The sequence below is a fragment of the Pseudomonas sp. SC11 genome, assembly GCF_047039205.1.
GTDB classification, from domain to species: domain Bacteria; phylum Pseudomonadota; class Gammaproteobacteria; order Pseudomonadales; family Pseudomonadaceae; genus Aquipseudomonas; species Aquipseudomonas boreofloridensis.
In genome coordinates, this window is the sequence record NZ_CP178183.1 from 3,543,288 (window position 1) to 3,565,507 (window position 22,220).

At 58.8% G+C, this 22,220-nt stretch carries 17 protein-coding genes, 2 tRNA genes, 3 rRNA genes and 1 pseudogene; 9 read left to right on the forward strand and 14 right to left on the reverse strand.

The features are described from left to right. Positions 1-72 precede the first annotated feature (72 nt). Entirely contained in the window at positions 73-1,254 is a 1,182-nt protein-coding gene (locus ACK2SD_RS15820) for a YcaO-like family protein (RefSeq protein WP_412460270.1), read from the forward strand. An 8-nt stretch (positions 1,255-1,262) separates the two neighbouring features. Continuing rightward, positions 1,263-2,195: a class I SAM-dependent methyltransferase gene (locus ACK2SD_RS15825; protein WP_412460271.1), complete on the forward strand. Its 933-nt coding sequence runs from the start codon at positions 1,263-1,265 to the stop codon at positions 2,193-2,195. A gap of 6 nt (positions 2,196-2,201) precedes the next feature. Here the strand turns inward: ACK2SD_RS15825 and ACK2SD_RS15830 are convergent, their stop codons facing one another. Further along, positions 2,202-3,266 (reverse strand): AI-2E family transporter, encoded by a 1,065-nt coding sequence (locus ACK2SD_RS15830; RefSeq protein WP_029613120.1) that lies wholly within the window; start codon positions 3,264-3,266, stop codon positions 2,202-2,204. 130 nt (positions 3,267-3,396) lie between these two features. Here ACK2SD_RS15830 and yegQ point away from each other — a divergent pair, with 130 nt between their 5' ends. The 4 genes from yegQ (at position 3,397) to ACK2SD_RS15850 (ending at position 6,778) form a co-directional block, all read left to right on the forward strand. Continuing rightward, on the forward strand, positions 3,397-4,731 hold the full coding sequence (gene yegQ, locus ACK2SD_RS15835; protein WP_412460272.1) for a tRNA 5-hydroxyuridine modification protein YegQ: 1,335 nt from the start codon (positions 3,397-3,399) through the stop codon (positions 4,729-4,731). A 109-nt stretch (positions 4,732-4,840) separates the two neighbouring features. Then, positions 4,841-5,269, forward strand: a complete 429-nt coding sequence (locus tag ACK2SD_RS15840) for a DUF411 domain-containing protein (RefSeq protein ID WP_412460273.1) — start codon at positions 4,841-4,843, stop codon at positions 5,267-5,269. Continuing rightward, on the forward strand, positions 5,269-5,706 hold the full coding sequence (locus ACK2SD_RS15845) for a YqaA family protein (protein WP_342649178.1): 438 nt from the start codon (positions 5,269-5,271) through the stop codon (positions 5,704-5,706). The genes ACK2SD_RS15840 and ACK2SD_RS15845 overlap by 1 nt, the downstream gene beginning before the upstream one ends. Before the next feature lie 76 nt (positions 5,707-5,782). Continuing rightward, a complete protein-coding gene (locus ACK2SD_RS15850) occupies positions 5,783-6,778 on the forward strand; it encodes an alpha/beta fold hydrolase (protein ID WP_412460274.1) in 996 nt (331 codons plus the stop codon). Between the two features lie 4 nt (positions 6,779-6,782). On the opposite strand, the gene zapE is transcribed toward ACK2SD_RS15850, so the two are convergent. The 6 genes and pseudogenes from zapE to ACK2SD_RS15880 form a co-directional block, all read right to left on the reverse strand. After that, positions 6,783-7,883 (reverse strand): cell division protein ZapE, encoded by a 1,101-nt coding sequence (gene zapE / locus ACK2SD_RS15855; protein ID WP_295487803.1) that lies wholly within the window; start codon positions 7,881-7,883, stop codon positions 6,783-6,785. Between the two features lie 61 nt (positions 7,884-7,944). Continuing rightward, positions 7,945-9,093, reverse strand: a complete 1,149-nt coding sequence (locus ACK2SD_RS15860) for a PQQ-dependent sugar dehydrogenase (protein WP_412460275.1) — start codon at positions 9,091-9,093, stop codon at positions 7,945-7,947. Between the two features lie 22 nt (positions 9,094-9,115). Further along, on the reverse strand, positions 9,116-9,436 hold the full coding sequence (locus ACK2SD_RS15865) for a hypothetical protein (RefSeq protein ID WP_412460276.1): 321 nt from the start codon (positions 9,434-9,436) through the stop codon (positions 9,116-9,118). A 161-nt stretch (positions 9,437-9,597) separates the two neighbouring features. Beyond that, a complete protein-coding gene (locus tag ACK2SD_RS15870) occupies positions 9,598-12,012 on the reverse strand; it encodes a TonB-dependent siderophore receptor (protein ID WP_412462328.1) in 2,415 nt (804 codons plus the stop codon). 131 nt (positions 12,013-12,143) lie between these two features. Then, entirely contained in the window at positions 12,144-13,028 is an 885-nt protein-coding gene (locus ACK2SD_RS15875; protein ID WP_412462329.1) for a FecR family protein, read from the reverse strand. Beyond that, positions 13,029-13,539 (reverse strand): annotated as a pseudogene (locus ACK2SD_RS15880) (RNA polymerase sigma factor); the annotation flags it as partial. A 124-nt stretch (positions 13,540-13,663) separates the two neighbouring features. Between ACK2SD_RS15880 and ACK2SD_RS15885 the strand changes: the two are divergent. Next, positions 13,664-14,152, forward strand: coding sequence for an LEA type 2 family protein (locus ACK2SD_RS15885; protein WP_304484253.1), 489 nt, complete (start codon positions 13,664-13,666; stop codon positions 14,150-14,152). Positions 14,153-14,155: 3 nt separating this feature from the next. Here the strand turns inward: ACK2SD_RS15885 and ACK2SD_RS15890 are convergent, their stop codons facing one another. Next, the gene (locus ACK2SD_RS15890; protein WP_039576789.1) at positions 14,156-14,419 is read right to left on the reverse strand and encodes a hypothetical protein; all 264 of its coding nucleotides are present in this window, start codon (positions 14,417-14,419) and stop codon (positions 14,156-14,158) included. A 128-nt stretch (positions 14,420-14,547) separates the two neighbouring features. Between ACK2SD_RS15890 and ACK2SD_RS15895 the strand changes: the two genes are divergently transcribed. Then, the gene (locus tag ACK2SD_RS15895; protein ID WP_029613111.1) at positions 14,548-14,868 is read left to right on the forward strand and encodes a DUF883 family protein; all 321 of its coding nucleotides are present in this window, start codon (positions 14,548-14,550) and stop codon (positions 14,866-14,868) included. A 22-nt stretch (positions 14,869-14,890) separates the two neighbouring features. On the opposite strand, the gene ACK2SD_RS15900 is transcribed toward ACK2SD_RS15895, so the two are convergent. After that, complete coding sequence (locus tag ACK2SD_RS15900) at positions 14,891-15,508, reverse strand: tRNA-(ms[2]io[6]A)-hydroxylase (RefSeq protein ID WP_412462330.1); 618 nt, start codon at positions 15,506-15,508, stop codon at positions 14,891-14,893. Positions 15,509-15,660: 152 nt separating this feature from the next. On the opposite strand from ACK2SD_RS15900, the gene ACK2SD_RS15905 reads away from it, so the two are divergent. After that, positions 15,661-16,524: a universal stress protein gene (locus ACK2SD_RS15905; protein ID WP_412460277.1), complete on the forward strand. Its 864-nt coding sequence runs from the start codon at positions 15,661-15,663 to the stop codon at positions 16,522-16,524. 112 nt (positions 16,525-16,636) lie between these two features. On the opposite strand, the gene rrf is transcribed toward ACK2SD_RS15905, so the two are convergent. From rrf to ACK2SD_RS15930, 5 genes are all read right to left on the reverse strand, one after another. After that, positions 16,637-16,752: ribosomal RNA gene (gene rrf, locus ACK2SD_RS15910) — 5S ribosomal RNA — on the reverse strand. Between the two features lie 137 nt (positions 16,753-16,889). Next, positions 16,890-19,781 (reverse strand): 23S ribosomal RNA (locus ACK2SD_RS15915). Between the two features lie 254 nt (positions 19,782-20,035). After that, positions 20,036-20,111, reverse strand: a tRNA-Ala gene (locus tag ACK2SD_RS15920). Between the two features lie 37 nt (positions 20,112-20,148). After that, a tRNA-Ile gene (locus tag ACK2SD_RS15925) sits at positions 20,149-20,225 on the reverse strand. An 86-nt stretch (positions 20,226-20,311) separates the two neighbouring features. Next, positions 20,312-21,848: ribosomal RNA gene (locus tag ACK2SD_RS15930) — 16S ribosomal RNA — on the reverse strand. The 16S, 23S and 5S rRNA genes sit together here with 2 tRNA genes alongside, the layout of an rRNA operon. Between the last annotated feature and the right edge of the window lie 372 nt (positions 21,849-22,220).

Consider the following 22,220-nt stretch of genomic DNA (forward strand, 5'->3'; position numbering starts at 1 on the left):
CCTCCAGCCGCCTTGCCCCCAGGAGTCGCCATGGATATCACACAAGTCGCTGAGCGGGAGTTGCCTCTCACCTTGGCCAGCCAGCGCATAGACGAGCAACTGCGGCAGTTGTCGCTCAGCGTCCATGAGCAATGGAGCGGCACCAACGTGGGCTCGGCACGCGTCACCCTAAGTCGTCACTGCGGCGCCAGTAGCCAGGGTTGCGGCAAAGGTCTTGAGGCAGAAGCGCGGGTTGGCGCACGCTTCGAAGCGCTGGAACACTTCCTCGAGCAGCACCACGTACGCGCGACCCACCTCAGCGTGGCTGCCCGTTTGGCGCGCATGCCAGCGCTGCAGCAGGACATACTCCAGCCCTGGCTGGCCGAGCAGCCGGAAAAAACACTGGCTTGCCAGGCCTACCATGATCTGGACGGGGAATGGCTGTTCGACTATCCACTTGCCCTCAGCTTGCCTGATCATGCCGACCACCCTCTACCCGGCGAGACCTTCGACTACCGCGGCCTGCGGCGCTACAGCAGTAACGACGGTGCAGCCATCGGCGCGACCTACCTGGAGGCGGTGCTACACGCGCTGAACCAAAGCATCGAGCGCGACGCGCTGTCACTGTTTTTTCTACGTCACTATTTCTATCGGCAGCCCTCGCTGCTGCGCTGGGTCAGCAAACCAGACCCCAGCTGCGCCCTTGGCCACCTGTGGCGGCAAGCCGAGCAGTGCCTTGACGCGCAGATTCGAGTGCTGGACATCAGCAGCGAATTTGCCAGCCGCACCTACCTCGCACTTCGCATCACAACGGAGACGACGTTGCATGGCGCCTTGTTTGGTGCCGGTGCATCGCTCGACCCCTGGCATGCAGTGCGCCGAGCAGTCACAGAGCTGGTTCAGGTCCAGCTCAACAGCCAGGTTGCAGAGGCCAAAGCCGAGCTGACGCTGGCTGAGCAACAGCTACGCCCGTTCCCGCGCTTGCACGCGTGCTTGCAACTCGACCTCGGCACAGTGCATCAAGCAGCCGGCGAAGTCGTGCCGCTACCTCCAGCGCCCCCCTTCACGACGGTCCGTGAGCAGGTAGCACAGCTGTGGGCGGACCTGCGAAGGCATGGCCAACACGCCGGGGTTTGCGAGGTCTTTCGAGGCCAGAACGGCATAAGCCTGGTCAACGTGGCCATTCCCGGCCTTGAGCGTTTTCATCTCGTGTGCAGCGGAAATGTGGTCTGTCCCGGCCCCAGAGGCCGTTCCCTACAAAACCGAACACGGTGAGTCCCGTCATGCAAAAGCACTACGCCGAACGCGAATGCTGGATAGCTCGTCACCTACCGGCCTTCACTCACGAGCCAGGCACCGTAGCATGCTTCGAAGAGCCTATGGGGCACGGCCTGAATAACCTGTTCGTGCTTGAGCTGAAGGGCGTCAACTACCTCGGTCGCAAGCTGTTGGACGAAACAGGCGCGCTGGGTAGCCTCCTCAGCCCAAGGATGCTGTTAGGCCCCTTACTCAAGGCCAGACACACCCACCATTGCCTACGCCTGCACTACACCGCCCTGAGTCTGGAAGAAAAGCACCGTGTCTTCGTCCAGGCTTCATGCAGTCCCGACGCAACGGTCCACTTCCCCTTCCCTGTGCTCGACGAACACGGCAATGAGCAGGTGGCACCCTTGTCGTTCTGGGATGACACGCCACGGCTGGCTCGCCACCTGGATCCCCAGGAGACGCATTTCCGGCAGCACTGCCTCAGGTTACTGTCGAAGCGCCTTGCACCGGGGGCAGTGGTCTACGATCCGGCGTGCTCGACCGGCACGTTCATCGCCAGTCTCGCGGCAGGCTTGCCGCACGTGCAGTGTCTGGGAAGCGATATCTCGGCTGCCATGATCGACCATGCACGCGTCCAGCACGTGCATCCTAATCTGCGCTTCGCACTGACCGATGCAGTCACCCCGGCAATTGCACCCGGGCAATGCGATGTCCTGGTCCTGCGTTTTCTCAATGCCGAAGTCATGCGCCAGCATGAAGCTGTGCACTTGTTCGAACGCCTGGTTCCTCTGGTTCGGTACGGCGGACTGCTGATTGTGTTCGGACATACGCCCGTGCTGATTCCCATGAAAGCCGAAGCCAGGCGCCTGGGTCTGAACATGACAGGCGCCCTCGCCCGATGCCCCCATACCCAGGCGCTGTTCCAGCTCTTTACGCTGGAACGGTCCTGATTCGGCTCACGACGGCAACTGTACCTGTGGCGTGGTCTCGGTGAAGATGGTCCAACTGGCGATGAACAGGGCAGCGATCAGTGGCCCGATCACGAAACCATTGAGCCCGAATACCGCCAGCCCACCGAGGGTCGATACCAGGATCAGGTAGTCAGGCATACGGGTGTCCTTGCCCACCAGGATCGGCCGCAGCACATTGTCCACCAGCCCAATGACCAGCGTGCCGAATGCGGCCAGTACGACCCCTTGCCAGATGGCGCCCGTGAGCAGGAAGTACACCGCAACCGGCCCCCAGACAATGCCAGCCCCCACCGCAGGCAGCAGCGAAAGGAATGCCATCAACACCGCCCAGACCAGCGCACTGGGAATGTCCAGCGCCCAGAAGATGAAACCACCCAGGGCGCCCTGGGTGATCGCCACCAGCAGGTTGCCTTTGACGGTCGCACGCACTACACGGTTGAACTTCAGCTGCAGGCGGCGCTTCTGCTGCTCGGGCAGAGGTACAGCCTGACGCACCTTGCGCGCCAACTCCGGCCCCTCGCGCAGGAAGAAGAACAGCAGGTAGAGCATGATGCCGAAGCTGACCAGGAAATCGAAGGTGCCCTGGCCAAAGCTGAAGGCCTGGCTGGCGAGGAACCGGCTGCCCTGGGTCGCCCATTGGGTGATCTTCTCGCGCAGACCGTCGAGGTTGCCGACACCCAGGCGGTCCAGCCCGTTCTGCGCGAAGTGCGGCAGCATGTCGCGACCGCGCTCGACGTAACCGGCGATGTCCAACTGGCCACTTTCAATGCGCTGGTACAGCGTCGCGCCCTCCTGCACCAACAAGGCGCTGATGACAATAACGGGCAGAACCGCGATCAGCAAACAGATGGCAAGCGTCGCGCACGCGGCCAGATTACGCCGACGGTTGAAGCGAATAAGCAGATTGCGCTGCAAGGGCGCAAACAGAATGCCGAGGATCACGCCCCAGAAAATGGCGCCATAGTAAGGCAACAGAATCCACACGAAGGCGATGGTCACCAGCGCCAGCAAGACGGCCAGTGCCCGATTTTGTAGAGCGGTTTGATTCATGGGGATTCCTCGGTTGTCCTGGACCTTAGTGCGCAGCGCGCAGGCAAAAGTGCCATCAGCCGCTTGATTCAGATCAACACGCCACGGGCGCCCTATCGCTAGCATTCGCGCCTTTTGCCCCGGTGCGTCCATGAACTCTCTTGCCAAGCCTGAATTGCTCGCCCCTGCCGGCTCGCTCAAGACGTTGCGCTATGCCTTCGCCTACGGTGCAGACGCGGTCTATGCCGGCCAGCCGCGCTACAGCCTGCGGGTGCGCAACAACGAATTCGATCATGCCAACCTGGCCGTGGGCATCCAGGAAGCGCATGCCCTGGGCAAGCGGTTCTACGTGGTGGTCAACATCGCGCCGCACAATGCCAAGCTCAAAACCTTCCTCAAGGATCTCGAGCCGGTGATCCAGATGGCACCCGACGCGCTGATCATGTCCGATCCCGGTCTGATCATGCTTGTGCGTGAACACTTCCCGCAGATGCCGGTGCACCTTTCGGTGCAAGCCAATACGGTGAACTGGGCCAGTGTCGTGTTCTGGCAGCAAATGGGGCTGAGTCGGGTGATTCTGTCGCGCGAGCTGTCGCTGGAGGAGATCGAGGAAATACGGCGGCAGGTGCCTGACATGGAGCTGGAAGTCTTCGTACATGGTGCGCTGTGCATGGCTTACTCCGGTCGCTGCCTGCTATCGGGCTATCTGAACAAGCGCGACGCTAACCAAGGCACGTGCACCAATGCGTGCCGCTGGAAGTACCAGGCCACCGAAGCCTGCGAAAACGTCACCGGCGAGATCGTGCGTACGGTCGAGCCTACGCTGGGCGTTGGCGCGCCCAGCGATCAAGTCTTCCTGCTCCAGGAACACAACCGGCCAGATGAGCAGATGCCGGCATTCGAGGACGAGCACGGTACCTACATCATGAACGCCAAGGACCTGCGCGCCGTTCAGCACGTCGAACGCCTGACGCAGATGGGCGTGCACTCGCTGAAGATCGAGGGCCGCACCAAATCGCATTTCTATTGCGCGCGTGCCGTTCAGGCTTACCGAAAGGCCATCGACGATGCGGCGGCCGGACGGCCATTCGACCGCGGTTTGATGGACGATCTCGAATCGCTTGCCCAGCGCGGCTACACCGAAGGGTTCTTGCGCCGACACGTGCACGATGAGTATCAGAACTATCAACGCGGCCATTCGGTTTCAGAACGCCAGCAGTTTGTCGGTGAGTTGACTGGCCAGCGCGTCGACGGACTGGCTGAGGTCAAGGTCAAGAACCGTTTCACAGTGGGCGACACGCTCGAGCTCATGACCCCTCGCGGCAATTATCATTTCGACCTCGATCGTCTGAGCGATCGCCAGGGCAATGCCATCGATGTCGCCCCAGGAGACGGGCATGTGGTGTACCTGCCGGTGCCCGAGCAGGTGCCGCTGGAATTCGGACTGCTGATGCGCGACTTAGGCGAAGCACAAGAACACGCCTGACAAAACTGTCATCTGCGCTTCAGGCTAAGGTCAGACAAGGCGCTGCATGCTCGACCGTTACGTGATGCTAGCGCGCGCAATGCAGGCGCATTGATCGAGGAGTGTTTTCATGCTGAACAAGCACCTGTTGGCGTTCGTACTGCTGGCCTGCGGCGGCCTGGCCCAGGCCTGCGAGGTCGTCGATGTCTACCGCGACCCGAACTGCGGTTGCTGCAAACAGTGGATCGCCCACCTGCGCGACAACGGTTTCACGGTCAATGACCATGTCGAGCCGAACATGAGCGCGGTGAAACAGCGCCTGGGCGTCGCACCCAGACTCGCCTCGTGCCATACCGCAGTGATCGACGGCAAATTCGTCGAGGGCCATGTGCCCGCCGAGCAGGTCCGCCTGCTGGCTCAGCGAGACGATCTGGTGGGTGTGGCAGTGCCGGGAATGCCGATCGGCTCCCCGGGGATGGAGATGGGGGCGCGTAAAGACGCTTACCAGGTGATCGGCCTCACGCGCAAGGGTCGGGACACCGTGGTCGCCGAGTACTGATGATCAGTTTAGGGGCCCTGTTTCTCAGCGCCTTCGGTGCTGCCACGCTGCTGCCGCTGCAGTCCGAGGCCGTACTGGTCGGCTTGCTGCTGCGCGATCCTGACGCCTGGCTGCTCCTGCTGTTGGTGGCCACCTTCGGCAATGTGCTCGGCTCGGTGGTCAATTGGCTGCTGGGCCGGGCAATCGAACGCCTGCGTGATCGACGCTGGTTCCCGTTCAGCGCCACTCAGTTGCAACGCGCACAATGCCACTACCAGCGCTGGGGACAGTGGTCGCTTTTACTGAGCTGGGTGCCGGTGATCGGCGATCCACTGACGCTGGTCGCGGGAATCCTTCGCGAGCCGCTCTGGCGCTTTGTGTTATTGGTGACCCTGGCCAAGGCTGGTCGCTACTGGGTTCTGATACTGATTACCCTGGGCTGGTTTCACACCGGGTGACACCTTTGTCCGCTGCGCAGGTCAACCGACTGCTACAGTCGCCGCTTCCTATATGACCGAACTCGGAGTCTTCGCCATGCTGCGCATAACCGCATTGACCTTGGCATGCCTGGCCGGCGCTCCGGCCCTGGCCGCTGAATCCGTCACCTACGGCAAGCAGCTCGAAGGCTTCGCCTACCCTCATCCATTGCAACATTTCAACTTCAGCTCACAAGGCCAGACCGTGCAGATGGGCTACATGGATATACCCGCCCGAGGTCATGCCAATGGTCGCAGCGTGCTACTGATGCATGGCAAGAATTTCTGCGCCGCCACCTGGGAGTCCTCGATCGACGCTTTGAGCAAGGCCGGCTATCGGGTCATCGTTCCCGACCAAATCGGTTTCTGCACCTCCAGCAAACCCGCGTACTACCAGTACAGCTTCCAACAGCTGGCGGATAACACCCATGCGCTGCTCGAACGCTTGGGGATCGACCAGATCAGCCTGGTGGGCCACTCCACGGGGGGGATGCTAGCCACCCGCTATGCCCTGATGTACCCACAGCAGGTCGAGCGCCTGGCCATGGTCAACCCCATCGGCCTGGAAGACTGGAAAGCCCTGGGTGCGCCTTACCGCACGGTGGATCAATGGTACGAACGCGAGCTCAAGCTCAATGCCGAGGGCGTGCGCAATTATGAACGCACAACCTACTACGCCGGGCGCTGGAAGCCCGAATACGAGCGCTGGGTAGATATGTTGGTGGGCCTGAACCAAGGACCAGGACATGAAGCGGTGGCGTGGAACTCTGCGCTGATCTACGACATGATTTTCACGCAGCCGGTGGTCTACGAGTTCAAGAACCTGCAGATGCCGACGCTGCTGATGATCGGCGACCAGGACACCACTGCCATCGGCAGCGACATCGCACCGCCCGAGATCAAAGCCAAACTGGGCCACTATGCGGTACTGGGCCCTCAGGTGGAAAAACTGATACCCCAAGGCAAACTGGTGACCTTCAAAGGCTTGGGTCACGCGCCGCAAATCGAGGCGCCCGAGCGCTTTCACGACGCGCTGATCGACTGGCTGCGATAGGTCCTCAGGCGAAGCGCTGCAACTGCATTTCCTGCAAGCGACTCAAGGTTCGGCGGAAGGCAAATGACAGGTAACCTTCGGTATACAGCGCCTCGAGCGGCACGGCAGCCTCCAGGTACAAGGCGATTCGCCGGTCGTAACATTCGTCGACCAGTGCGATGAAGCGCCGCACACTGTCATCGCGCGGTGACAGCGCCGGCAGCTCGCGGTCGCCAGCGATCACGCGCTGCGCGGCATCTTCCGTCCCTCGGGCGATACGCCCGGCGCGCTGTTGGCCACCCAGTGCGGGCACGGCGCTGACCAGAATCGCGCTATAGCGATCGCACAAGGCCATGAAGTCAGTCGCCGCTAACGCTTGGTCGCACAAGTGCGTGAAGTCGCACCAGATCACCCGCTCACTGCGACGAATGACCGTGACGTGCCGTGTGCCGATCTGCAGCGCTAGCTCAGTAGCCGTTTCGCCGGCGCTCAGTTGACAGAACACGGCCGCCAACGCAGAGGCGGTGCCTGCCTCGCTCACCCAGTAGCGCTGCAACTGCGCGCCGGGATGCAGCCGGTGATCCTGATCGCCAGCCACCGCCACCCGTTGCATATGCTGCTCGATCGCCGCAATCGCCGGCAGGAAGCGCTCGCGGTTGAAGCCATCGGCATAGAGCTGATCAGGCGGTTGATTGGAGGTCGCGACCAGCACGACACCTTGTTCGAATAGCGCCTGGAACAGGCGTCCGAGGATGATCGCATCACCGATATCGGTGACGAACAGCTCGTCGAAGCACAACACACGGATGTCCTGCGCCAACGCCTGAGCCAGGGCCTGTAGAGGATCGGCGGTGCCCACGAGCTGGAACAGGCGCTGGTGCACCCAGGCCATGAAGTGATGGAAATGCTGACGCCGCGACGGCACTTCAAGGCAGCGATGGAACAGGTCCATGAGCCAGGTCTTGCCACGCCCCACCGGCCCCCACAGATAGACGCCTTGGACGGCACGTCCTTGCTGGACGGCCTCGAAACAGCGCTCAAGGGCGCTGACCGCCGAGGCCTGCGCGGCATCGGCGACGAAACCCTCGCGTTGCAAGGCTTGTAGGTAGAGCGCAGCGGGCGTCATGGCGGCATGCCTGGGCAAAGCCGCCATGATAGTGCAAGCAGCGTTGGCGTGGGGCCGCCGATCAATCCTTGCTCAAGCCCACCTTGAGTAGCGCGCCATCCTGCGCATCGGTCAGCACATAGAGATAGCCATCAGGGCCAACCCGCACGTCACGAATTCGCGCCTTGAGCTCGCCAAGCATGCGCTCTTCGTGGACCACGTTGTCGCCGTCGAGCTGGAGACGGATCAACTCCTCAGTGGCCAAGGCCCCGATGAACAGATTGTGATCCCAGGCCTTGAAGGTGGGGCTGTCATAGAAGGCCATACCACTGATGCCGGGTGATTTCTCCCAGACGTGGTGTGGGTCTTCCATGCCGTCAACATGCTTGCCCTTGGCCTCGGGAATCGGCAACAGGGAATAATCGATGCCGTGGGTGGCAATCGGCCAGCCATAGTTCTTGCCCGGTTGAGGAATATTGATTTCGTCGCCACCGCGCGGCCCATGCTCATGTGTCCAGAGCTGGCCCGTCCAAGGATTGAGCGCCGCACCCTGCTGGTTGCGGTGGCCGAACGACCAGATTTCCGGCCGCACATCTTCCTGACCAACGAAGGGGTTGTCCTTGGGTACTTCGCCATCGGGCAGGATTCGCACCAACTTACCTTGCAGCTTGTCCAGGTCCTGGGCAGTGGAGCGCTGATTGTTCTCGCCCAGGGCGATGAACAAGTAGCCGTCACGGTCGAACACCAACCGGGAGCCGAAGTGATTACCCACCGAGAGCTTCGGTTGCTGGCGGAAGATCACGTTGAAGTTCTCCAGACGCGATCGATCCTGGGACAACTGCGCCCGACCAACCGCCGTACCGGCCTTGCCGTCCGCGCCCTCCTCGGCATAGGACAGGTACACCGTCCGGTCTTTGGCGAACTCAGGTGAGAGGGCCACATCCAACAGGCCGCCCTGCCCTTGCGCCCAGACCTTCGGCACGCCCGACAACGGTGGGCCGACCTTGCCTTCGGCATTGACGATGCGCAGATTGCCTGGCTGCTCGGTGATCAGCATGTCCTTGCCACCAGGCAGGAAGGCCAGCGCCCAAGGGTGGTTGAGTCCATCGGCGACAGTGCTGACCGTCAACTCGCCTTCTTCACTGGGCAAGCGCTGTTCGGCAGCGGCCTGCGCCAGCAATGGAAACAGTGCAGCAGCCGCCAGTGTGGTCATCCAGGTACGTGGTGTCATAGGGGATTCCTTCCAGAGGGATTCAAGGCGTGCGTTGCGAGTCGCGTGGAGGCCGACGGGGCTCCAGGTTCGGTGTCTGCTGCTGACGACGCAGGTTGTCGCCATTGCCGATGCCGCGGTTTTCCAGCGTCGGGGCACGTTCAACAGGTGCCGTCGAGGGCCCCCGTACCGGGGGCGTAGCCGGCACGCTGCCCTGGCGACTGTTGGGGTTGGCGCGCTGGATCGGACTGTTGTAGGGGTTGTTCGAGTCACTGGCGGCCAGCAGGGGGAGCTGCACAGGGGCAGCCTGTACCGGCAGACACAGGAGCAGGCTGATAGCCAAGAGCGGCAGTGTGGGATTCATGCTTCACCTCCGGTACGAAAATTCGTGACCAAGCGTTGGATAGCCTAAGTCTCGACAGGTTCGCCAAAAAAGCATGAAGCCGTATGGAGTTGATTCGCGATGTTTCAGCTAGGCAGGTGGGCACTGCGAGCCCCCTGCCTTGACCAGACGCGTGCAGCCGGTCAGTACGCCAGACTCCAGGTCAGGCTGTAAGTACGACCCCTGCCTTGGTAATCATACAAGTAGGCAGGGCCGTAGGTCGGCGAATAGAACAGCGTCGCCCGTTGGCCCCATACCGTGCTGTATTGCTTGTCGAACAGGTTCTGGATACCCGCACTGAAGGTCCCGAAGCCGGTTTCCTGGCTGCCCAGCAAATCGAAGGTGGTGTAGCCGTCGATCTGATGGTCGGCATCGTCCTTGAGCGTGAAGGCCCTGTTGGCCTGCAGACGCGCGCTGCGCCCATCGCCCTTCCAACCGACGAACGCCGTAGACTTGGAGAGCGAGGCGTAACGCGCATCACGCTTGTTCCAGCCGCCGTTGGCCGCCTCCTCCTCAGAACGTACCAGGTGCAAGGTGCCGCCAGCCTCCCAGCCGCTGTCGAAGTGCCGGGTCAAGGCACCTTCGAAGCCGAAGTCGCGACTTTTCTGCTCATCGACATTGATGGTCAAGGTCTGCTGGTCGACGTTGATGATCTTGTCCGACCAGATGTAATACAGCGCCGCCTGGGCATCCCATTGCAGATCGCTGTAGCGCCAGCCCATCTCGACCTGGCGACTCTTGATGCCAGCCAGAGGGTTGTCGGCCACGGACAGCCCTGGCTTGCCGTAGTACTTGGCCGGGTCTGGCAGATCGAAACCTTCGCCGTAATTGGTCCATATCTGGTGACCGTTCTTGAAATCGTAGATCGCGCCCAGGTTGTACAGATTGACCTGATAGTCGTTGCTACCGCCCGGCACTCGTTTGAAGTCCCCCACGTCCACGTCCATCTGCTGACGCCGAGCGCCGCCGGATAGCGTGAGGTTATCGGTGAGGCGCCAATCGGCCTGGGCATAGAGCGAGACACCGTCGACCCGATAACTGGGATAGCGCGCTGCCTTGCTGGCCTTGTCCAGGTCGAGACCGCCGCTGTTCGATGAAGTCAGCGCATCGAAGGTGGTCTGCTCGGCGCTGAAGCGCTCGCGATCGATATCGACGCCGTAGGTCAGCTTCAAGCGATCCCATTGCTTGGAGAACAGCGCCTTGAGGCTGCTGACCTCGAAATTCTGCTGCGAGGCTGCGAAGTACACGCCGCGCGATCCACGCGGCGAGCCGGCGTTGTAATACGGGAACGGGTAGAAGTTGTCGTTTTCCTTGCGATACGAGGCCTGCAGGTAGAAGTCCTGGCCAAGCACATCGCTATGGTGATAGTTGGCGTTGAGCAGCAGACGCCGGGTACGCGGTTGCAAGTCGGAGGAATAGCCACCGCGCAATTGCGCGTCTTCCAGATCCGACGGCGCGTTGTGCTTGAGGTTGGGGAAGAAAATGCCCGTGCTGCCCGTGTTACCGGAGTCGTAGTACTGGGCAAGAAACTCCAGGCTCTGTTCGTCGTTCAGTTGCAGGCCGAGTGTGCCCAGTAGGTCGAGGGTGCGGTTGTACTGCAGATCGGTCTGCGTGTTGTCGATGAAGATCTGCTTGCCGGCACCGTCATAGAAGGCCTGGTTCTGCTCACCGGAGATACCCAGACGGGCGCTGATCCGCTCATTACCGCCACTGATCGACTGAGCGATGCGGGTCGCCAGGTCGTCGCTGTTGTTGAAACCGCTGCTGGCACCGATCTGCGTCTCGAAACGCGCCGGCCCCGGCTCCCCCTTCTTGGTCACGATATTGATGATTCCACCGGTGGCACCGCCGCCATAGAGGGCGCTGGCGCCGGAAAGCACCTCGACGCGCTCGACGTTGAACGGCGAAATGCTGTCGAACTGACGCGAAAGACCACGCGAGCTGTTCTGACTGACACCGTCGATCATCACCAGCACATTGCGCCCACGCATGTTCTGGCCGTAATTGGTGCGGCCTTCCGGCGCCAAGTCCAGGCCAGGGACGAGCTTGCCAATCGCCTCTTTGAGGCTCACGCCGCTGTCGATCTGCTCGCGCAGTTGCTGTTGATCCACCACCCAGACAGTACCGGGGATTTCACTGATCGCAGTGCTGGTGCGAGAGGCGACACTCACCTCGATGGGCTTGAGGTTGATGCTCTGCGGCGCTACGTCGGCCCTGCGCAGTGTGACGGTGCGGGCATCGTTGAACTGCCAGTCGATACCCGTACTGGCCAGCAGCACCTGGAGAGCTTGGTTGATGGTGTAGCTACCCTGCAGAGGTGGTCCGTCCAAACCAGCGACATCGGCCGTGGTGTAGAGCACATGCAGGCCCGCCTGGTCGGCAAAGGCGGTCAGTGAGCGATCCAGCGGTTGCGCGGGCAGGTCGAGCCGAACTTGGCGTGACTGCACCTGGGCACTGTCGAGGGACTCGGCAGCCAGCAGCGGCAGCGGGCCTGCCAGCGACAGCACGGCGCTGCAGGATGCCAGGACATATTTGAAACCACCGCCGCAGCGGTTCAGGGAATTGAGCGTGGCCTTCACAAGTGAGCTTCCAGGCGAGTCGAGGGGGGGTACGGATCAGTCCCCCTACGACGATCTGGCCAGCGGAAACTTGCAGCAGGAAATGAAAAATATTTCGATTATCTTCTCGATCAACGCACCACTGCCAGAAGAGGCAGGTAGGTCACTGTCAAACCGTAGCGCTGCTCCAGGGTACGAAGCAAACCGTCCGGCTGGTCGAGATCGAACACCCCGCTCACTTCGAGGCCTGCCAGGCGGGCATCGGAAATGATGATACGCCCATGACGGTATCGCTCCAGTTCGGCGAGTACCTGGCCAAGCGGCTTGCCATTGAAGATCAGCTTGCCGCGCCGCCAGGCGGTCCGGGCCTCGGCATCAGGGGTGAGTGCAAGCTGTCGCCCACCGAGTTGAGCTTCGCCCCGGGTCAACACCACTTCAGCACCGGACGCCTGGCGTCTCACGCTGAACAAGGCATGGCGGCCCTCGACCGGTTCGCCTCCGGCATCGACCACGAACGGACGCGGATCGCTGGCGGTATCGAACAATGCTTCACCTGTCTGCAGCACGACCTCACGCCGTGTATCGCTGAATGACACCGACAATGCGCTATTGCCGTTCAGAGTGACACGTGTGCCGTCGGCCAGAGTGAAAGTCTGACGCTGGTTCATTGCGGTGTGATAGTCAGAAAACCACATCGGCGCTTGCTGCCATCCGGTGCAAGCGATGGCGACCATCACTATCGATGCGGCCAGTGCGCGTGGCCAGCGCCGCCGAGAACGCGATAGCGGCTTGGCGTGCAACGTCCGTGCAGCCTGGGTCTGCCCGAGATCGCCCCACAGCGCCTCGGCCTCACGAGCGGCACGCGCATGGGCCGGACTGGACGCACACCAGCGCTGGTAACGCTCATGGTCATCGGCACCGGCATTACCGGAGTGGAGCACGACCTGCCAGTCGAGGGCATCGTCGCAGAGGTCGTTGTGGGGAGGTCGCGGGGTCATCGCAGGCCGCTCAGTCATGGTTTTGCTCGAGCCAGTCACGACAGTGGCGTAGGGCCTGGCCGATGTATTTTGCCACCATGCTCGGGGAAACGCCCAGGCGCTGAGCGATCTGCGCCTGAGTCAGGCCCTCGACCCGGTTCAGCAGCAGGGCCTGACGGGCGTTGCTCGGTAACTGCAGCAAGGCGTCATCCAAGATTTGCAGGCGCTCGCGAGCTAACAGCGTAGCTTCCGGGGCGGGCGAGGGACACGGGATTTCGCCCCTACCCTCCTCCGGTTCATGATTCGACGCTCGGCGTCGCTCGTGCCGCAGCGCGTCGATGGCCAGGTTGCCGGCGACGCGGAAGATGAAACTGCGTGGGTGCGCGACCGCGATGGCCTGTGCCTCGATACGCACCAGGCGCAGGTATGTTTCCTGCGCAACGTCGGCGGCGCGCTGTCGGTCTTGCATACGACGCGTGAGGAATGACAACAAGTCGTCGTAGTGCTCCTGGAAGCTTGCCAGCAGGCTGGACACGGGAGACGTCAGCATGGAGAGATGATGCCAGTAGGATTGGTGTTAATGCGAAAGAGTATCTTTCATATCCACTGTCACTTTCAACGACACGCCGCATTTGCCACACTGCGCGCTCGTCCACACGCCAAGGCGCCTGCTCATGACTGTCCGCTTTCGCTCAAGACCAGGCCTGTGCATGGTGCTGATGCTGGCCCTGCTGCTCAACGCCTGCGCGCTGTTGCAACCACGAGATCCTCTGAATATCAGCGTCATCGGTATCGAACCTCTTGCGGGGCAAGATCTAGAGTTACGCATGGCAGTCAAGATCCGGATTCAGAACCCCAACGAAACGCCTGTGGATTTCAACGGCGTTGCCTTGAATCTGGAGGTGAACGATCAACCCTTGGCGGCTGGTGTCAGCGATCAACGCGGCCACATCGGGCGTTATGAGGAGACGGTCATCGTAGTACCGGTGAGCATTACCGCGTTTTCCTTTCTACGCCAAGCCTACGGCCTGAGCCGTGCACAGTCGTTACAGGGTCTGCCCTACATACTACGTGGCAAGTTGGCCGGGGGTCCGTTGGGAACGATCCGTTTCACCGACAAGGGCAAACTCGATCTGCCCCAGCCAGGTACTTTCGGCTGGTAGCCCTCAACGATTGGCGCTGGCGGCGGCCATCATCTTGTTGATTTCGCTGCGAATCATGTTAGCGAATTCAGGGGGCGATATGCCGTCCAGCTCCGCACGCACCCACTCCGCCCACTTGCCCTTGCGCCGCGACTTTTCGGCAATCATCCTGGCCGCCTCGGCTTTGGCCTTGCCCAGGTTGTTCTGCCACAGCTCGAACAAGCGCGCCTTTTCCGACTCGATCTGCGCACGCTCGGCGAAGTCTCTATTGGCCAGATTGAAACTCATGGTCTTTCCTGCCGCTTGAAAATGAGCGATATCTTACACGCTTGCGATGCACCATCGCCAAGCCAGTGCAACTTTCGCCGACCACTGCTTTCCACTGTTTACACCAACACACCTACAAGGAGGCATCCATGGCCAGGAAATCCAACGCGACCAGCGAAACCGAGCAGATCAAGGATCAGGTCTTCAGCGAGTTGCAGGCGCTTATCGAGGAATCGGAAAAGCTTTTGGACAGCAGCGCGTCTTTGGTGGGCGAGGAAGCCGATACGCTGCGCGCCCAGCTCGGTCTGAAGCTGCGTCAAGCGCGTCAGGCCACCAGCCGTCTGGGGCAAAAAGCGCAGCCGGTGGTCGAGGCGACTGAAGAGCTGATCGGCATTCATCCTTGGCAGACTGTGGCGATCTCCGCTGGCATCGGTCTGGTGGTAGGCCTGCTACTCGGCCGTAGGCAGTAAATTAAGGAAACTTCTGGCCCACTCAGGCTGGCTGGGCCATTGGGATACCGCTGTGAAAGCGCATTTCCCCATCGGCGGAACTTATCAGTTCCGCCTCTATCTCCCGAACCTTGTGCACCACCTGCGCGATATCTGACGCCTCTCCATACTCATACGCCAGTTTCAAATAGCCTTGATAGTGGCGTGCCTCGCTTTTGAGCAAGCCGTGATAGAACGTACCCAGTTCTTCGTCCAGGTGTGGGACCAAGGCCGCGAAGCGCTCGCAACTGCGGGCCTCGATGAAAGCGCCGACCACCAGGGTATCGACCAGCTTCACCGGCTCATGGGCACGCACCACTCGCCGCAGTCCAGAGGCATAACGTCCGGCTGAAACGGGGCGCAACGGTACACCCCGACGCTTCATCAAGCGCAACACTTGCTCGTGATGCACCAGTTCCTCACGCGCCAGGCGCGACATCATATTGATCAGCTCCAAATGCGTGTTGTACTTGGCGATCAAACTGAGTGCGGTACTGGCGGCCTTGAACTCGCAGTTCTTGTGGTCGATCAGCAAGGTGTGCTCATCGGCCAACGCAGCCTCGATCCAGGCGTCGGGTGTGGGGCAGCCAAGAAAGGCATCGATTTCAGGAATCAGGGACATAAATTCACGGAGGTTGGCAACGCAGAAGCGCGGGATTATACCGACGGTGACAGCCATCGCCAGCGCTTGCGCTTGATACAGGTCAAACGGCATCGCCGCATTGGCCAACTATAGTCAGGTATGAGCCCTCGCGATCCAAGGAGTTTCATGCCATGCAAGCCGTTCGCAGCATCCTCGTCGTGCTCGACCCTGAACACGCCCACAGTCGCGCGCTGACCCGCGCCAAGCTGATTGCCGGGGTTACCGGTGCACGCCTGCATCTGCTGATGTGTGACAAGAAGCGCGACCATCACGCACTGCTGAGCTTGCTCGCCAGTCAGTTGCATGACGATGGCTACGATAGCGTCAGCCACGAACAGGCCTGGCAGGACAGCCTGCATGAGTCGATCATCGCTGTGCAGCAGGCCGAAGGCTGTGAATTGGTCATCAAAGAGCATCACCCGGATAACCCCCTGCGCAAAGCTCTGCTGACGCCTAGCGACTGGAAACTGTTGCGCAACTGTCCGTGTGCCGTACTGATGGTCAAGAGCGAGCGGCCTTGGACCGGCGGCGCCATTCTGGCGGCAGTGGATGTGGGCAATCAGGATGAAGATCACCGCCGCCTGCATGCCAGTATCATTGACCATGGCTACGCTATCGCCAGCTTGGCCAAAGGTGAACTGCACGTGATCAGCGCTCACCCTTCGCCCATGTTGGCTGCCTCCGATCCGGTGTATCAGCTCAGCGAGACTATCGAAAAGCGCTACCGTGAGGCGTGTTCAGTTTTCCAGGCGGAGTTCGACATCAGCGATCAGCGGCTGCATGTCGCCGAAGGGCCAGCGGATGTGCTGATTCCTTACACCGAAAAGAAGATCGATGCGGTGGTGACCATTATCGGAACAGTTGCGCGCACGGGTATCTCCGGGGCCCTGATTGGCAACACTGCTGAGGTGGTGCTCGACGCGCTTGAAGGCGATGTGCTTGTGCTCAAGAGTGATCAGGCTGTAAGCGCCCTCACACGACCGGTCAAGGTGTGAGAGCTCCAGTTGGGGTTGCAAGCTGCCTCCCAGGAGGGTAGCGCTGATTGTGAAAACACCAAAAAAACAAAACCCCTACCTGCTCACGCAGATAGGGGTTTTGCGAAATAAATCTTGACGATGACCTACTCTCACATGGGGAAACCCCACACTACCATCGGCGATGCATCGTTTCACTGCTGAGTTCGGGATGGGATCAGGTGGTTCCAATGCTCTATGGTCGTCAAGAAATTCGGTTGCCAGCGCGCCCTTACGGACACCCCAGCCTATTCGGATATGTGATTCTGTGGTTCGTCGCGAACTTTCGGTTCTCTCGTCTTCACCACCACAATTCGGCGCTCACGCTCAAATTGCTTGGGTGTTATATGGTCAAGCCTCACGGGCAATTAGTATGGGTTAGCTCAACGCCTCACAGCGCTTACACACCCCACCTATCAACGTCGTAGTCTTCGACGGCCCTTCAGGGGATTCTAGATCCCAGTGAGATCTCATCTTGAGGCAAGTTTCCCGCTTAGATGCTTTCAGCGGTTATCTCTTCCGAACATAGCTACCCGGCAATGCCACTGGCGTGACAACCGGAACACCAGAGGTTCGTCCACTCCGGTCCTCTCGTACTAGGAGCAGCCCCTCTCAAATCTCAAACGTCCACGGCAGATAGGGACCGAACTGTCTCACGACGTTCTAAACCCAGCTCGCGTACCACTTTAAATGGCGAACAGCCATACCCTTGGGACCGGCTTCAGCCCCAGGATGTGATGAGCCGACATCGAGGTGCCAAACACCGCCGTCGATATGAACTCTTGGGCGGTATCAGCCTGTTATCCCCGGAGTACCTTTTATCCGTTGAGCGATGGCCCTTCCATACAGAACCACCGGATCACTAAGACCTACTTTCGTACCTGCTCGACGTGTCTGTCTCGCAGTCAAGCGCGCTTTTGCCTTTATACTCTACGACCGATTTCCGACCGGTCTGAGCGCACCTTCGTACTCCTCCGTTACTCTTTGGGAGGAGACCGCCCCAGTCAAACTACCCACCATACACTGTCCTCGATCCGGATCACGGACCTGAGTTAGAACCTCAAGGTTGCCAGGGTGGTATTTCAAGGATGGCTCCATGAGAACTGGCGTCCCCACTTCAAAGCCTCCCACCTATCCTACACAAGCAAGCTCAAAGTCCAGTGCAAAGCTATAGTAAAGGTTCACGGGGTCTTTCCGTCTAGCCGCGGATACACTGCATCTTCACAGCGATTTCAATTTCACTGAGTCTCGGGTGGAGACAGCGCCGCCATCGTTACGCCATTCGTGCAGGTCGGAACTTACCCGACAAGGAATTTCGCTACCTTAGGACCGTTATAGTTACGGCCGCCGTTTACCGGGGCTTCGATCAAGAGCTTCGCTTGCGCTAACCCCATCAATTAACCTTCCGGCACCGGGCAGGCGTCACACCCTATACGTCCACTTTCGTGTTTGCAGAGTGCTGTGTTTTTAATAAACAGTCGCAGCGGCCTGGTATCTTCGACCGGCATGGGCTTACGGAGCAAGTCCTTCACCCTCGCCGGCGCACCTTCTCCCGAAGTTACGGTGCCATTTTGCCTAGTTCCTTCACCCGAGTTCTCTCAAGCGCCTTGGTATTCTCTACCTAACCACCTGTGTCGGTTTGGGGTACGGTTCCCAGTTATCTGAAGCTTAGGAGCTTTTCTTGGAAGCATGGCATCAACCACTTCGTCGCCTAAAGGCAACTCGTCATCAGCTCTCGGCCTTGAAATCCCGGATTTGCCTAAGATTTCAGCCTACCACCTTAAACCTGGACAACCAACGCCAGGCTGGCCTAGCCTTCTCCGTCCCTCCATCGCAATAACTGCAAGTACAGGAATATTAACCTGTTTTCCATCGACTACGCTTTTCAGCCTCGCCTTAGGGACCGACTAACCCTGCGTCGATTAACGTTGCGCAGGAAACCTTGGTCTTTCGGCGTGCGAGTTTTTCACTCGCATTGTCGTTACTCATGTCAGCATTCGCACTTCTGATACCTCCAGCAAGCTTCTCAACTCACCTTCACAGGCTTACAGAACGCTCCTCTACCGCATCACCAAAGGTGATACCCGTAGCTTCGGTGCATGGTTTGAGCCCCGTTACATCTTCCGCGCAGGCCGACTCGACTAGTGAGCTATTACGCTTTCTTTAAAGGATGGCTGCTTCTAAGCCAACCTCCTAGCTGTCTAAGCCTTCCCACATCGTTTCCCACTTAACCATGACTTTGGGACCTTAGCTGACGGTCTGGGTTGTTTCCCTTTTCACGACGGACGTTAGCACCCGCCGTGTGTCTCCCATGCTCGGCACTTGCTGGTATTCGGAGTTTGCATCGGTTTGGTAAGTCGGGATGACCCCCTAGCCGAAACAGTGCTCTACCCCCAGCAGTGATACATGAGGCGCTACCTAAATAGCTTTCGAGGAGAACCAGCTATCTCCGAGCTTGATTAGCCTTTCACTCCGATCCACAGGTCATCCGCTAACTTTTCAACGGTAGTCGGTTCGGTCCTCCAGTCAGTGTTACCTAACCTTCAACCTGCCCATGGATAGATCGCCCGGTTTCGGGTCTATACCCAGCGACTAAGCGCCCTATTAAGACTCGCTTTCGCTACGCCTCCCCTATTCGGTTAAGCTCGCCACTGAATATAAGTCGCTGACCCATTATACAAAAGGTACGCAGTCACCTAACAAAGTAGGCTCCCACTGCTTGTACGCATACGGTTTCAGGTTCTATTTCACTCCCCTCTCCGGGGTTCTTTTCGCCTTTCCCTCACGGTACTGGTTCACTATCGGTCAGTCAGTAGTATTTAGCCTTGGAGGATGGTCCCCCCATGTTCAGACAAAGTTTCTCGTGCTCCGTCCTACTCGATTTCATTGAAAAGAGATTTTCGTGTACGGGGCTATCACCCACTATGGCCGCACTTTCCAGAGCGTTCCACTAATCTCAAATCAACTTAAGGGCTGGTCCCCGTTCGCTCGCCACTACTAAGGGAATCTCGGTTGATTTCTATTCCTCAGGGTACTTAGATGTTTCAGTTCCCCTGGTTCGCCTCTTGCACCTATGGATTCAGTACAAGATACCTAGGTTATCCTAGGTGGGTTCCCCCATTCAGAGATCTCTGGATCACAGTCTGTTTGCCGACTCCCCAAAGCTTATCGCAGGCTACCACGTCTTTCATCGCCTCTGACTGCCAAGGCATCCACCGTATGCGCTTCTTCACTTGACCATATAACCCCAAGCAATCTGGTTATACTGTGAAGACGACATTCGCCGAAAATTCGCACGTCGCTCTTTCGAGCAGAACTCACAAATTTTACCTCAGCCTGATTTCCAGCAGTGAAACTGGTCATCAGTCTGTATCTATCACATATCCGAATTTTTAAAGAACGATCTGGCAAAAGCCAGAAATCAACATTCCAACGCGGCGTCAACGCGACGCGCGAATGCTCATTTCTGAGTTCTAACAGTGCTGTACAAAGGTGGTGGAGCCAAGCGGGATCGAACCGCTGACCTCCTGCGTGCAAGGCAGGCGCTCTCCCAGCTGAGCTATGGCCCCGTGTATCTGCTACATCTCGTAGGCCGCACCAAGTAATTGGTAGGTCTGGGCAGATTTGAACTGCCGACCTCACCCTTATCAGGGGTGCGCTCTAACCAACTGAGCTACAGACCTATAACAGGGTCGCGTTACAGCATCGTCTTTTCACAATGAATCAAGCAATTCGTGTGGGAGCTCATCAGCAGGCTGATGTCTTCGATTAAGGAGGTGATCCAGCCGCAGGTTCCCCTACGGCTACCTTGTTACGACTTCACCCCAGTCATGAATCACACCGTGGTAACCGTCCCCCCGAAGGTTAGACTAGCTACTTCTGGTGCAACCCACTCCCATGGTGTGACGGGCGGTGTGTACAAGGCCCGGGAACGTATTCACCGCGACATTCTGATTCGCGATTACTAGCGATTCCGACTTCACGCAGTCGAGTTGCAGACTGCGATCCGGACTACGATCGGTTTTGTGAGATTAGCTCCACCTCGCGGCTTGGCAACCCTCTGTACCGACCATTGTAGCACGTGTGTAGCCCAGGCCGTAAGGGCCATGATGACTTGACGTCATCCCCACCTTCCTCCGGTTTGTCACCGGCAGTCTCCTTAGAGTGCCCACCATGACGTGCTGGTAACTAAGGACAAGGGTTGCGCTCGTTACGGGACTTAACCCAACATCTCACGACACGAGCTGACGACAGCCATGCAGCACCTGTGTCAGAGTTCCCGAAGGCACCAATCCATCTCTGGAAAGTTCTCTGCATGTCAAGGCCTGGTAAGGTTCTTCGCGTTGCTTCGAATTAAACCACATGCTCCACCGCTTGTGCGGGCCCCCGTCAATTCATTTGAGTTTTAACCTTGCGGCCGTACTCCCCAGGCGGTCAACTTAATGCGTTAGCTGCGCCACTAAAATCTCAAGGATTCCAACGGCTAGTTGACATCGTTTACGGCGTGGACTACCAGGGTATCTAATCCTGTTTGCTCCCCACGCTTTCGCACCTCAGTGTCAGTATCAGTCCAGGTGGTCGCCTTCGCCACTGGTGTTCCTTCCTATATCTACGCATTTCACCGCTACACAGGAAATTCCACCACCCTCTACCGTACTCTAGCTTGCCAGTTTTGGATGCAGTTCCCAGGTTGAGCCCGGGGCTTTCACATCCAACTTAACAAACCACCTACGCGCGCTTTACGCCCAGTAATTCCGATTAACGCTTGCACCCTCTGTATTACCGCGGCTGCTGGCACAGAGTTAGCCGGTGCTTATTCTGTCGGTAACGTCAAAATTGCAGAGTATTAATCTACAACCCTTCCTCCCAACTTAAAGTGCTTTACAATCCGAAGACCTTCTTCACACACGCGGCATGGCTGGATCAGGCTTTCGCCCATTGTCCAATATTCCCCACTGCTGCCTCCCGTAGGAGTCTGGACCGTGTCTCAGTTCCAGTGTGACTGATCATCCTCTCAGACCAGTTACGGATCGTCGCCTTGGTGAGCCATTACCTCACCAACTAGCTAATCCGACCTAGGCTCATCTGATAGCGCAAGGCCCGAAGGTCCCCTGCTTTCTCCCGTAGGACGTATGCGGTATTAGCGTTCCTTTCGAAACGTTGTCCCCCACTACCAGGCAGATTCCTAGGCATTACTCACCCGTCCGCCGCTGAATCGAGAAGCAAGCTCCTCTCATCCGCTCGACTTGCATGTGTTAGGCCTGCCGCCAGCGTTCAATCTGAGCCATGATCAAACTCTTCAGTTCAATACTGCTTGGGTTTTTAAGAAACCCTAAACTTGGCTCAGCAATCTCAAATGACTATGTGATTTCTCGCATGGCCACTTGTGATGCTGATAATCTAGGCGACGATCAGTCCGTACTCACAAGCACCCACACGAATTGCTTGATTCGATTTGTTAAAGAGCGTTTGGCTAAGAGCGTTTCGTCTCAACCGAGGCCGCGCATTCTACAGCAGCCTTACTTCGTGTCAAGCGTTTATTGTGAAGTTTTTTCCGAGAAACTCGTTTAGCTTCAAACACTTGACTCGCTGCGATCTCTCGTAGCGGGAGGCGAATCATACAGCACCAACCGATGCTGTCAACCGCCTTTTTCACCGCTTTCAACCCGAGGATCGAA